This window comes from Paenibacillus koleovorans NBRC 103111 (genome assembly GCF_004000845.1).
GTDB classification, from domain to species: Bacteria; Bacillota; Bacilli; order Paenibacillales; family NBRC-103111; genus Paenibacillus_AA; species Paenibacillus_AA koleovorans.
In genome coordinates, this window is record NZ_BIMA01000162.1 from 1 (window position 1) to 11,683 (window position 11,683).

14 protein-coding genes are annotated in these 11,683 nt (G+C 56.7%); 2 read left to right on the forward strand and 12 right to left on the reverse strand.

The window, feature by feature from the left end; all coding sequences use genetic code 11:
• Positions 1–43: 43 nt before the first annotated feature.
• On the reverse strand, positions 44–814 hold the full coding sequence (locus PKO02S_RS29775; RefSeq protein WP_127588650.1) for a TatD family hydrolase: 771 nt from the start codon (positions 812–814) through the stop codon (positions 44–46).
• 41 nt (positions 815–855) lie between these two features.
• Positions 856–2,142 (reverse strand): HD domain-containing protein, encoded by a 1,287-nt coding sequence (locus PKO02S_RS29780; RefSeq protein WP_127588651.1) that lies wholly within the window; start codon positions 2,140–2,142, stop codon positions 856–858.
• Positions 2,143–2,548: 406 nt separating this feature from the next.
• Here PKO02S_RS29780 and PKO02S_RS29785 point away from each other — a divergent pair, with 406 nt between their 5' ends.
• Entirely contained in the window at positions 2,549–2,812 is a 264-nt protein-coding gene (locus tag PKO02S_RS29785; RefSeq protein ID WP_127588652.1) for an AbrB/MazE/SpoVT family DNA-binding domain-containing protein, read from the forward strand.
• Positions 2,813–3,118: 306 nt separating this feature from the next.
• On the opposite strand, the gene rsmI is transcribed toward PKO02S_RS29785, so the two are convergent.
• The 10 genes from rsmI to PKO02S_RS29835 all read right to left on the reverse strand — a co-directional run bounded on the left by rsmI (position 3,119) and on the right by PKO02S_RS29835 (position 10,766).
• Positions 3,119–4,009, reverse strand: a complete 891-nt coding sequence (gene rsmI / locus PKO02S_RS29790) for a 16S rRNA (cytidine(1402)-2'-O)-methyltransferase (RefSeq protein ID WP_127588653.1) — start codon at positions 4,007–4,009, stop codon at positions 3,119–3,121.
• Complete coding sequence (locus PKO02S_RS29795; RefSeq protein WP_127588663.1) at positions 4,006–4,803, reverse strand: tRNA1(Val) (adenine(37)-N6)-methyltransferase; 798 nt, start codon at positions 4,801–4,803, stop codon at positions 4,006–4,008. The genes rsmI and PKO02S_RS29795 overlap by 4 nt, the downstream gene beginning before the upstream one ends.
• Before the next feature lie 112 nt (positions 4,804–4,915).
• A complete protein-coding gene (gene yabA / locus PKO02S_RS29800; RefSeq protein WP_127588654.1) occupies positions 4,916–5,278 on the reverse strand; it encodes a DNA replication initiation control protein YabA in 363 nt (120 codons plus the stop codon).
• Positions 5,279–5,361: 83 nt separating this feature from the next.
• Positions 5,362–6,165, reverse strand: coding sequence for a PSP1 domain-containing protein (locus PKO02S_RS29805; RefSeq protein ID WP_127588655.1), 804 nt, complete (start codon positions 6,163–6,165; stop codon positions 5,362–5,364).
• A 45-nt stretch (positions 6,166–6,210) separates the two neighbouring features.
• On the reverse strand, positions 6,211–7,200 hold the full coding sequence (gene holB / locus PKO02S_RS29810) for a DNA polymerase III subunit delta' (RefSeq protein WP_127588656.1): 990 nt from the start codon (positions 7,198–7,200) through the stop codon (positions 6,211–6,213).
• Between the two features lie 29 nt (positions 7,201–7,229).
• On the reverse strand, positions 7,230–7,676 hold the full coding sequence (locus PKO02S_RS29815) for a YaaR family protein (protein WP_127588657.1): 447 nt from the start codon (positions 7,674–7,676) through the stop codon (positions 7,230–7,232).
• Positions 7,677–7,706: 30 nt separating this feature from the next.
• Positions 7,707–8,036, reverse strand: coding sequence for a cyclic di-AMP receptor DarA (gene darA / locus PKO02S_RS29820; RefSeq protein ID WP_127588658.1), 330 nt, complete (start codon positions 8,034–8,036; stop codon positions 7,707–7,709).
• Between the two features lie 129 nt (positions 8,037–8,165).
• Complete coding sequence (gene tmk / locus PKO02S_RS29825; RefSeq protein WP_127588659.1) at positions 8,166–8,816, reverse strand: dTMP kinase; 651 nt, start codon at positions 8,814–8,816, stop codon at positions 8,166–8,168.
• Between the two features lie 81 nt (positions 8,817–8,897).
• Positions 8,898–10,433, reverse strand: coding sequence for an aminotransferase class I/II-fold pyridoxal phosphate-dependent enzyme (locus PKO02S_RS29830; protein ID WP_127588660.1), 1,536 nt, complete (start codon positions 10,431–10,433; stop codon positions 8,898–8,900).
• A gap of 144 nt (positions 10,434–10,577) precedes the next feature.
• Complete coding sequence (locus PKO02S_RS29835) at positions 10,578–10,766, reverse strand: sigma factor G inhibitor Gin (RefSeq protein ID WP_127588661.1); 189 nt, start codon at positions 10,764–10,766, stop codon at positions 10,578–10,580.
• A gap of 288 nt (positions 10,767–11,054) precedes the next feature.
• Between PKO02S_RS29835 and PKO02S_RS29840 the strand changes: the two genes are divergently transcribed.
• Entirely contained in the window at positions 11,055–11,582 is a 528-nt protein-coding gene (locus PKO02S_RS29840; protein WP_127588662.1) for a hypothetical protein, read from the forward strand.
• The last annotated feature ends 101 nt before the right edge of the window (positions 11,583–11,683 follow it).

An 11,683-nucleotide genomic window follows, 5' to 3' on the forward strand; every position in this document is an offset into this window, starting at 1 on the left:
GCTCGCGCGCCACACCATGCAAACGGCTGTTCCGACCCGCCCCTTAGGGCAGGCGTCGGAACAGCCGTTTGGCATTCGCCGCCGTGACGGCGGCGAGCTCCTCCAGCGACAGGCCGACGAGCTCGGCCGCCGCTTCCGCGACGAGACGGACGTAGCCCGTCTCGTTGCGCTTGCCGCGATGCGGATGCGGCGTCAGGTAGGGCGCGTCCGTCTCGATGAGCAGCCGGTCGAGCGGCACCTGCTGCAGCACTTCCTTCGGCTGCTTCGCGTTCTTGAACGTGACCGGCCCGCCGAACGAAATATAGAAGTTCATGTCGAGGCATTGCTTCGCCGTCTCCCAGCTGCCAGAGAAACAATGCATCACCCCGCCGACCTCAGCCGCGCGCTCCTCCCGCAAAATTTGCACCACATCGTGGTGCGCGTCGCGGTTATGGATCGAGATCGGCAACCCTAGCCGCCGAGCCAGTCGAATCTGTTCGCGGAACACGCGCTTCTGCACATCCTTCGGGGACGTGTCCCAATAATAGTCCAGCCCGATTTCCCCGATCGCGACCACCTTAGGATGGCGGCTCAGCTCCTCCAGCCACTCCACATCCCCCGGCTGCATGTCGATGGCATCTTGCGGGTGCCAGCCCACCGTCGTGTAAACGTAATCGTACTGCTCCGCCAGCGCGATCGAGGTCGGGATCGTCTCCCGATTAAATCCGATATTGATGATCTGGCTGACGCCTTGCGCGCGAGCCCGTTCCAGCGCCTCCGCTCGATCTTCGTCGAAAGCCGAATGATTCATATGCGTATGCGTATCGATCAGCATGATGTCCCTCTAGTCTCCTGTTCTCCTCAGTTGTTCCACTCTCATAACCCAAGCCGAATACGCCAATCCGCCGGCATCCGAAACGCTTCCAGCCGCAGCCGGTCCTCCGGATAATAAATGCGCCGCTCGCCTAGATGAATGGCGCTGATCGAGCGAACGATGTCCGATTTCCGCGAAATTTCGACCAGGTTGTCCTTGCCTTCGAGCAGCATGATCGGCAGGCTGGAGTCGCCCTCCTCCCGGGCCGCGCGATACACGTCGTACGGCACGTCCGACAAAAAGTCGATCGCCGTATAATAATCCGGATCGACGCCAACTCGGCGCATCCAGTCGCGCAGCTCCTCCTCCCACGGCTCAGGGAACGTCTGCAGCGAGATATATTTGAACAGCCGGCGGTTGAGAAACCGATCGCTCAGATCCGCCAAAATCCGATCCCGTTCGAGTCTCCACTGCGAGAGCGTCATTTGCACGTATGACTCGTCCAGCTGCAAATAATGCTCCAGGGTAAGCGTCCCGCGCAGCAGGCTCCCGAGTGCCGGCGGCAAGAAACCGAACGTGTAGCCGTCTTCACTTAATTTTTTCGCGCGCTCGAAAATTTTGCGAAGCACAATCTCCGAGCTGCGCGTCACCGGATGAAAGTACACTTGCCAGTACATCTGGTAGCGCGCCATCAAATAATCCTCGACCGCATGCATGCCGCTGTCCTTCACCACGATGTGTCCTTGGTACGGCCGAATGACCCGAAGAATACGCTCCAAGTCGAAGGTGCCGTAGTTGACCCCGGTGAAATACGCATCCCGCAGCAAATAGTCCATCCGGTCGGCGTCGAGCTGGCTGGAGATCATGCTCACCACGATCGACTTGCCGTACGATTTGCAGATGACATCCGATACGCTGCGCGGCAAACTGGGGTCGGTGTCTCGCAGCACCTTGTTCACTTCCGTGTCGCCGAGCACGAGCTGGCATGTCCACTCTTCATGATGCGTGCCGAAAACCCGTTCCACCGAGTGGGAGAACGGGCCGTGTCCAATATCGTGCATAAGCGCCGCCGAGAGTGCTAGCAACCTTTCCTCCCGAGGCCACTCCGAATACGCGTTGCGTTCGAATTGAGAAATAATTTTCCGAGCCACCTCATACACGCCTAGCGAGTGGGTGAACCGGCTGTGCTCCGCTCCGTGGAAGGTCATGAAGGAAGTACCGAGCTGTCGAATCCGCCGCAGCCTTTGAAACTCTCTTGTATTGATCAAATCCCAGATCGGTTGGTCTTGGACATAGATGTATTTGTGCACCGGATCCTTGAATACCTTCTCTTCCTGAAGTGAAGCCACCTTTCTCTCTCCTTTCCTCTCTCCACTAAGTATATACGAAAGCGGTAAAAACAACCGCCGAATGCACGTTCGCCCATCAGCACATTCCGACAAATGTTCTCTCTTTTTCGACAAACTATCTACTATTTTGTCGAAACTTTGTCGGAAACACTTCCATTTGCATCGGATTGAATTTATGTGCTATTTCGTTCATAAAAATGTAGCTTGTTGCAAACGAAGTTGCAATATTTTCCGAAAAGCTTGCTACTTCTACACTCTTTTCATGCAAATCCCTGCAAGCCTCTATGAAAATAGTAAAGAAATCTATATAATGGAAGCTAGCAGGGTTGACTATTATGGGAATGGTTGGTATTATATTAGTGAGAACAATGTCGAATGGTGACGAAATAATGGGGAGGAAAAAATAATGATGAAATCGACAGGGATTGTTAGAAAAGTAGACGAATTGGGGCGCGTAGTTATACCGATCGAGCTTCGTCGTACGCTGGGCATTGGCGAGAAGGACGCGCTGGAGATCTATGTGGACGGCGAGCGCATCATGCTGAAGAAGTATGAGCCGGCTTGTATCTTCACGGGCAACGCAGAGAACCTCGTCTATTTCAAAGGAAAAATGATCAGCAAAGAATGTTTGGCCGAGCTCTCAGAAATTTATAAATCTATGACAAATTAAAAGACAAAATCAAAAAAATAGGTTATAATAGGAATATCCCAATTGTTAATTCTAACCTTTTATATATCTCCTCTTGGTCCCTAGGTCAGATGGCGTCCGCCTCTGCTTGGGGATCCTTTTTTTGCGCCCGAAAAAGCCCTCCGCCCCTAATGCACATGCATACATCGAGGCTGATAGATTCTTGCCCATATTAATGAAGAAACAAACTCCGCGATTGCCGCGCGACCCTTACGAGGCGCCATTTTCTCCCCATAAAAGCAAAAACGCCTCCCTCGCCCGAATATCAGGCCAAAAAGGCGCCATCATTCAACTCTGCAACAGCTCGTTGTAAATGTCCCGCTTCGACACGCCGCGATCCGCCGCCGCCCGCTTCATCGCTTCTTTGCGATCCAGCCCCTGCTCCTCGTACCGCGCCACATGGGCTTCCGCCGTCAGCTGCTGCCACCACGCCGTCCCTTCGCGAGCGGCCAACTCCTCCTCGGAGCCTTCGGCGCCGCCGACGGCGATCACATACTCCCCGACCGGCTCATGCTCCGCCAAGTAAGCCAAGCATTCGACGATCGTCCCGCGAAGCGCTTCTTCGTACCGTTTGCTGATCTCGCGCATGAGGCAAACCGGTCGATCGCCCCAAGCCTCGTGAATCGCTTCCAGCGTCTTCAAGACCCGGTGCGGCGACTCGTACAGCAGCACCGTCGCTTCCACAAACCGAAGCCGGTCCAGCTCGGCGCGCAGCGGCTTCCTATCCCGCGGCAGGAAGCCGGCGAACAGAAACCGCTCCGTAGGCAAGCCGGAGACGATCAGTGTGCATAGCGCCGCATTCGCTCCCGGCACCGGGACGACGGCTATATCCTCCTCGATCGCCAAGCGGACGAGGTCATAGCCCGGATCGGAAATCGCCGGCATGCCGGCATCGCTCACCAAGGCAATGGAGAGCCCTACCTTCAAATTGCGGATCAGCTCCGGCCCGCTGGCGCGTTTGTTGTGCTCATGGTAGCTGACGAGCCTTGTCGTAATGTCGAAATGGGTCAGCAGCTTGCGTGTCTGCCGCGTATCCTCCGCCGCAATCCAATCGACTTCCTTCAGCACGCGTACCGCCCGGAACGTCATATCCTCGAGATTGCCGATCGGCGTGCCTACCAAATATAAGGTGCCGGCATTCGTATGCCCGCTTTGCCCGAAACTTCGCTGTACTTTCATCCTGACTCGCCGCCTCCTTCAACACCACCGCTCTCCCGCAGCTGCTTTGACTGACCGTAGTACACGGCCCTCAGCTCATGGCAATACTCGTCTCCTTCGTGCACGATGAGCGGCGGGAGCAGCCGTACCTCCGGTTTGCCGTCACGCAGCGCTTCGACGAGCACCATATTCGCTTCCTCGCCTTCGCGCGGGTGAACGAAGCGAATGCGCTTCGGCTCCAGCCGATATTGCCGCATCCCCACCAATATATCCGCCAGCCGCGCCGGGCGATGCACCATGGCTACCCGGCCGCCAGTCCGCACTAGCCGCGCCGAAGCTGCCAGCACGTCGTCGAGCGTGCAGTGCACCTCATGCCGAGCGGCGGCGATATGCGGGTTGCCGTTCTGCTCTCCGGCGCGGATAGGCAGATATGGTGGATTCACCGTCACCATATCGAATTGCTCGCGTCCGAGTACGTTATGTATATCCTTCAGATCTCCCTCCAGCATCCGCAGCTGATCGCCTAACCCGTTCAAGCTCACGTTGCGGGCCGCCATGTCGGCGAGCCTCGGCTGAATTTCGACCCCCACTACGGACGCCTTCGTCCGTGTCGAGAGCAGCAGCGGGATAACACCGTTGCCGGTGCACAGGTCTACGATCCGGCCGCGATGCGGAACCGAACAGAACCGTGCCAGCAGTACAGCGTCCAATGAAAAGCTGAACACGTCCTCGCTCTGGATGATCCGGATGTTCTCCGTCAGCAAGTCGTCGAGCCGCTCTCCCGGCCGCAATAGTCCATTCAGGCCCGATTGCATCTGCTCCTCCTGTCGCTTCTCTACTCCCTCCATAATGCCATGCCTCCGCTCCAACGGTCCAAAAAAACCGTAGAGAACCTACACAGGCTCTCTACGGCGCATTCCCGTTCTTTTATTTGTTCAAGAAGGACAAGCAGAACAAACAATCCTTCTCGGTTCGCAAATGCCCATAGTGCACATTGCAAATATGGAAGCCTTCATGATACAACCGGTTCAGGTTGTCATAGCCTTCCCCCGTCGCCGGCGGCTCATCAGGCGGCACGCTTTCTCCGGTGGCGGTCATCCCGGCTCCGATCTGGACCGGCACTGCCTCTTTGCGGAGCAGCTTGCGCAGCTGCTGGTTCTCGATGCTGAGTCGCTTGTTCTCCTCGAGGAGCAGCATGATCTGCCGCTTCAGCTGGCCCGAGCGCTGATGCATCGTGCCCAACCATTCTTCCATTTCGTTCATCTGCACAAATACGTCTTTTTTGTCCACGATTCACCTCAGCGCCGAAATCCGCCAGCCTGTAAATTCGCAGCATTTACAGGTATCCCGCGATCCACGCGGGAACCAAGTGGTTATCCCTGCGACACCACGTCGTCAAACGAAAACATCTCAACCCTGCCACTATCGCTCAATTGGACGCGAATCATCCGTTCGTCGACCTTGAGCCCGATGACTTTGCCGTGACCGGACGTCGTCACTACTTGGCTGCCCATCTTAGGCATCTCTTCCTTGACGCTCTCGTACTGATCGTGCTCATACTTGAGGCAGCACATGAGTCGGCCGCACAGGCCGGAGATCTTGGTCGGGTTAAGCGACAAATTCTGGTCCTTCGCCATCTTGATCGAGACCGGCTCGAAATCGCCCAAGAACGAAGAACAGCACAGAATGCGTCCGCATGGCCCGATTCCGCCCAGCATCTTGGCTTCGTCGCGCACGCCGATCTGGCGCAGCTCGATTCGGGTCCGGAAGACGCTGGCCAGGTCCTTCACCAGCTCCCGGAAATCGATCCGGCCCTCCGCAGTGAAATAGAAAATGATTTTGTTGCGGTCAAACGTATATTCCACATCCACCAGCTTCATCTTCAATTGATGCTCGCGGATCTTGTCTTGGCATATATGCAGCGCGTTATGCGCGGCTTGTTTGTTCTCGTCCACCAGACGCGCGTCCGCCGTGTTGGCGAGCCGAATGACCCGTTTGAGCGGCAGCACGACATCCGATTCATTCACGACCCGTTTGCCGATAACGACTTTACCGTATTCGACGCCTCTAGCGGTTTCTACGATAACGGAGCTATCTTTCTCAATGGGCAGCTCCAGCGGATCGAAATAATAGATTTTCCCCGCCTTCTTGAAGCGGACCCCTACTACACTGTACATGTCTTCCCCCCTTATGAAGCAACCTGGACAAGCTCGTCTGACGCTCTAGCCGCTCAGCCTCTCGCCTTGCTGGACCGCTATGAACAATTGCTCTAGCACCAGTTGAGCGTTTGCATTCGCTCGGATCCGTTTACGCGACTCTACCGTCTTCTCCATATAGCCGACCCACGTACCTGCGCTTCTCGAGAAGGCATGGCTGCTCATCCAATCGAGCTGATCCTGGAAAACGACACGCTCTTTTTTGCCGGTGCATACATGAATCATGTCTTTTAACCACAATATAATCATATCGAGCAGAAGCTCTACTCGGTCATTGACGCCGGTCTTGATTACCTTCTGTTGAATCGACCCGATGATAGGAAGCTTGGACACCGCCTCCTTCATTAATTGTAACACCGCGTTTCTGGTTTCTGCAAATTCATTTAACTGGGACAGCGTCCTCGCCGACTCAAGCCCGGATGTAAGCTGCACGGCGCAGCGCACCAAATCCGGCGGCAATCCTTCTCCGGTCAGCGCCTTTTCCATCTCCTCCGGCTGCATCGGGGTGAATGTCACCCACTGGGACCGGGATTGAATGGTCGGCAAAAGAGCTTGTCCGTTCTCCGTAACGAGGATCGCGACCGCGGGCGACAACGGCTCCTCGAGAAATTTCAGCAGGCTGTTCGCCGCCTGGACCGTCATCCGGTCCGCTTCGTGTATGATATATATTTTCGTCCCCGCGCCAGCCGAACGATAAGCGAACTGCTGCTGCAATTGACGGATTTGGTCGATTTTGATGCTGGCCCCGTCCGGCTCCACCAAGAACAGCTCCGGGTGATTGCCATGCTCCACTTTCCGACAGGACAAGCATGTGCCGCAAGCGTCGTCCACGAGCGTCTCGCAGTACATCGCTTGGGCGAACGTCCGCGCCATCTGGCGCCGCCCGGTACCGGACGGCCCCGCGAAGATATAGGCATGCGACACCTTGCCTTGACGCAAGCTGTTCTGCAGCAGCTGCTTCGCTCTGGTTTGGCCGGGTATTTGTTGAAACGACATAAGGCTTGTAGTCTCCTATTCCCTGCGTACTAGAAAAACAAATTGATGAGCATCCCTCGAACTTCGCCGACTTTCACTAGCAAATCGATCTTCCCCTGCTCGGTCTCCAGCATCTCGTCGGCCATCTCCAGCAAGTGACGGTCGATCTCGTCCAACAGCTTGTAACGTTTGCCGCGGCCTCGCCGATCCCAGCCTCTCGTCTCCTTCAGCTTCACGCCTCGGCGGACGGTCTCCTCCAGGAACTGCTTGACCAGCTGGCGATACAGGCGCAGCTCGCGAACCGTCATCGACTTCGTCAATCGTTCGCCCTGCACCTGAATCTGGTTAAGCATGCGAGTCAACTGCTCCATATTCGCCTTGTCGTCTTGATGCTGCATCGTATCGGAGAAGCTCTTGGGCGCCACCGGGGTAGGTCCGGCGTTATCCGCCGGCGCGATCGGCTTGCCGAAAGGGCGCCAACCCGGATTAATTTTCACAGCCAGCCCCTGCCTTTGCCATAAACTTACTTAGAAATGCTCGAAGCGCTCCACCGGCATGACGAAGACGGCCGCTCCGCCGACTTGCACCTCGACCGGGAACGGGATGTAAGAGTCCGTCGTTCCGCCCATCGGGGAAACCGGGGTTACCAACTGCTCCCTTACTTTGCAATTCGCTTTAATCACCTGCAGCACTTCCTGGATGCGCTCGTTCTCGATCCCGATCATAAACGTCGTGTTGCCTGCCTTCAGAAACCCGCCTGTACTGGCCAGCTTAGTTGCCCGGAAGCCTTCCTTCACGAGGGCATTGGACAATCGGTTGCTATCCTTATCTTGAACGACTGCTATGACTAATTTCATCTCAGTTCCCTCCCTTGTCGGATTCACCATCCACGAATTGGATATTGTGGGGTCGTGTACCTACTATATCACAATGTGCGAAAGCGGTTACATCTTTTTTTGCTTCGTAAATCCATTATACTACATGTTTCATTCCCGATTCTTGGACAAAAGGGACGTGCGCGCATCCAAAACCTGCCTGATTTCTTCATGTATGGAAGCGATGTCCCGGTTGGCGTCGATCGATACGATCCGTGTCGGAAACCGTTCCTGGAGCTGCAAGTAGCCTTCCCGGACCTGGTTGTGAAACTCCTGCTTCTCCAAGTCCAGTCGATTGATCTCACGGCCGGCGTCCGCATGAATACGGGACAATCCGACTTCCGGGGACACATCCAGCCAGATCGTCAAGTCGGGCATATGGCCTTCTACGGCAAAATCGTTGATGCTCCATACTTCGTCAATGCCCAGCCCTCTAGCAAAGCCTTGATAGGCCAAGCTGCTGTCCACGAACCGGTCGCAGACGACCGCCTTGCCTGCTCGAAGCGCGGGGAGCACCTTCTGCGTTAAATGCTGTCTCCGTGCCGCCGCGTAGAGCAGCGCTTCGGTTCGCCCGTCCATCTCGGTGTTGGCGCGGTCCAGTATCACTTGGCGGATTTGCTCCGCTATCGGAATGCCTCCGGGCTCTCTTGTCGACAGCACCCCGAAGCCCTTGCGCTCCAGATGCTCAACCATCATGGCGATCGCGGACGTCTTGCCTGCTCCTTCGCCGCCTTCTACACTGATGAAATATCCTGTTTGCACCGTCTTGTTCTCCTGATCTTGTTATCCCTTACCCAATTCCATGCGGCATGAAGCTTTTCCTTACTTGTATCTTATTCAATTCTAGGCGAAAGGGTGTTTTTCCTGCTTTTTGCGTGTAAGCATGGTGTGAAGCCTTGGGTCGGCGGCGCCTTGAAAACGAGCTCCGAGCGCGGCCAGCTGCTGCAGCGTTTGCACGGTTTGCTGGGAGATCGATTCTCCTGGGTAGAGCAGCGGGATGCCTGGCGGGTACGGCGTGACCATCTCGGCGGAAACCCGACCGACCGCTTGCTCCAGCGGTACGGCTGTGGCGGCCTCCCGGGAAGCGCTGGACTGGAGATCGAACGTCACCGGCTCTGCGGAGGAGAACGCGAGGGTCTCTGCCAGGAGGGGTATAGGGCTACTCGGTCTGTCGTCGACATCGTGCAGCTGTCGAGCTTCCGCTATGCTGCGGAACGCCTGCAGCGCTCGCGCCAGGTCTTCCTCGCTCGTGAGCAGGCTGCAAGCGAGCAGCACATGCTGCGCGTCGGCCATCTCGGCGACGCAGCCATGGCGTTCCAGCTCATCGAGGAGCTGGAAGCCCGATAGAGCGGACCCGTCCGCCGCTCGCACCGCGAGCTTGAACGGATCCAGCGTCTCGTAGGCCGGCGTCGGGGCCGGCCCGAGGAGCTTGTAGGCGCCGCCGGTGTCGGCGGCCAGCCGCTCGCGGAACTGCGTGACGCGGTGGAGCGCGTCTTCGAGCAGGGCGGGCCCGCGCGTCTGCATCAGCCGTCGGCTGAGGTCGAGCGAGGCCATGATCGGGTAAGACGGGCTCGAGCTCTGCACCATCGCGAGCCGTTGGCGCAGCAGGTCGCGATCGAGGCGCGGGCCCTGCACGTGCAGCATCGCTCCCATCGTGAGCGATGTGAGCATCTTGTGGGTGGACTGCACCGCGGCGTCCGCCCCACTCTGCATCGCGGACGCGGGGACGCCGCGATGGAAGCCGTAGTGGGCGCCATGCGCCTCGTCCACCAGCAAAGGAATGCCGCCCTCATGCGCCGCGCGCGCGAGGGCCGCCAAATCGCCGCCCATCCCGAAATAGTTCGGATTCGTGAGGAAAACCGCCTTCGCCTCCGGGTAGCGCTGGATCGCAGCGCTCACCGCTTCCGGCGCGACGCCGGCCGCCAACCCCGAATCCGCGTCCCATCCGGGCGGCAGGAACACAACCCGGCATCCCGCCAGCATGCACGCGTGGATGGCCGATTTGTGGACGTTGCGCTGCATGAGCAGCAGGTCTCCCCGTCCGCACACCGTCAGGATCATCGCCAAATTCCCGGCTGTGCTCCCTCCGACAAGAAAAAACGTCTCCTCGGCGCCGAAGCACTCCGCCGCCAGCCCCTGCGCCTCCCGGATCGCCCCTTCCGGGTGGTGCAGATCGTCCAATCCCGGAATTTCCGTCATATCTATTTTCAACAAGTCTCGCAAATACGCATCCTCTTGAGCCAGAGCTTCAGCGCCACCGCCTGACGTCGCTCTAGCCTTATGTCCGGGAACATGGAATCGTGCGTACCCGCGTTTATCCGTTGCTGCCAGTTGTTCGTACAGAGGCGACCGATCGGCTTGACTCGACGGTTTGTTCATGGAGGGATCCCGCCCTTCCTAGTTGCTACTCCCACAATACTCAATCCCGCGGCAAAAAGCAAAAAGGCCTGCTCCTCATCCGGATGGCCCTATCCAGGCTTGTTCTGTGCGGTCGGTCGCCTCATCTTGCCAAGCTAAATGAAGCTAAGCGTCCTGCTTATACCAAATCTTGTTCATCTGGTGAATGAAAAACGGGTACCTCGCATCCATCACGTCTGTGCGCACCATTTCCGCTTCGCAATCGTCACACAAAAACTCGGAGCATATCATGATGCCAAACACCTTTTCCTGTTCGCATATGATGCATTTGTGGAGCTTGAGTTCTTCTTCCATGGTTGCCTCACCTACCTTTCCTATCAGTATGCCACAATCTCTAGTCTTGTAAACTAGAATCTTCATAAACCCACGACCTGTAGTCAGATTATGCTGGTGAGGCGAAAAGGTGTCTGTACAGATGCTCCCTTCCCTAATAACCCTAGGCGCTTGTATAATAAGAAGGAAGCAGGTGGATCTTGGAAACTTTGAAAGCTGTACATGCGGGACGAGCCCGTTTGGAAGGTTTCCCGGTCGGATCGCTTTTGCGCGAAAGATGCCCCGCGAGGCAGAAGGAGACAAGCTCTCGTGAAACGGCAAGACCCCGAAGTAACTATATATAACTATCGTCTGATTCGGCGTATTCGCCATCAGTGGTTTTGGTCTGCGCTGTACACCGTATTGCCGGTGCTCGGCTTCCTCGTGGTTGTGCTTCGGTATGATCTGTGGACCGCCTTATGGACCCCGCTCGGCTTCTTGGGCCTGATCTGGCTGCATACCGCCATTGCCGGGATCCAGCTGCGCTATCATCCGGACCGGGAACGCAGCCATCGCAATTGGAAGCTGCTCATTCGGTTCCCCTGGCTTGGCTTGCTGCCCGAGCAACCCGCACCGCTCCGATTGATTCTTCGGCTGCAGACGGTGCAGTGGTGGATCGGTCTCGCCTGCATCGGCATCTGCTTCCCTTGGCTTCCTACGGTTGCTCTGTTCCAGCTTACGATTGTCCATGTGTGGATCCTGACGCCTACGTTCTGGATGCTCGCTCGTTTCTCGAGGTCAGGCAAATATGGCCTGCTCAAGATCAATCCTCGCGAAACTTCCTATTATGCGGAGTAAAGTCGCTTAAGTGGTGGATGTAGCGTTATTTTCTTGGCACGAGCCTCTGAATGCACCAAAAAACCCGTACATTGCTGTACGGGTTTCTCGTCTGCATGCTA

What these genes read in the sequence shown, in the direction of transcription:
- holB (WP_127588656.1), bottom strand. Translation starts at nt 7,200, where the DNA reads ATGTCGTTTCAACAAATACCCGGCCAAACCAGAGCGAAGCAGCTGCTG.
- PKO02S_RS29775 (WP_127588650.1), bottom strand. Translation starts at nt 814, where the DNA reads ATGCTGATCGATACGCATACGCATATGAATCATTCGGCTTTCGACGAA.
- PKO02S_RS29830 (WP_127588660.1), bottom strand. Translation starts at nt 10,433, where the DNA reads ATGAACAAACCGTCGAGTCAAGCCGATCGGTCGCCTCTGTACGAACAA.
- darA (WP_127588658.1), bottom strand. Translation starts at nt 8,036, where the DNA reads ATGAAATTAGTCATAGCAGTCGTTCAAGATAAGGATAGCAACCGATTG.
- PKO02S_RS29785 (WP_127588652.1), top strand. Translation starts at nt 2,549, where the DNA reads ATGATGAAATCGACAGGGATTGTTAGAAAAGTAGACGAATTGGGGCGC.
- PKO02S_RS29835 (WP_127588661.1), bottom strand. Translation starts at nt 10,766, where the DNA reads ATGGAAGAAGAACTCAAGCTCCACAAATGCATCATATGCGAACAGGAA.
- PKO02S_RS29805 (WP_127588655.1), bottom strand. Translation starts at nt 6,165, where the DNA reads ATGTACAGTGTAGTAGGGGTCCGCTTCAAGAAGGCGGGGAAAATCTAT.
- PKO02S_RS29795 (WP_127588663.1), bottom strand. Translation starts at nt 4,803, where the DNA reads ATGCAATCGGGCCTGAATGGACTATTGCGGCCGGGAGAGCGGCTCGAC.
- rsmI (WP_127588653.1), bottom strand. Translation starts at nt 4,009, where the DNA reads ATGAAAGTACAGCGAAGTTTCGGGCAAAGCGGGCATACGAATGCCGGC.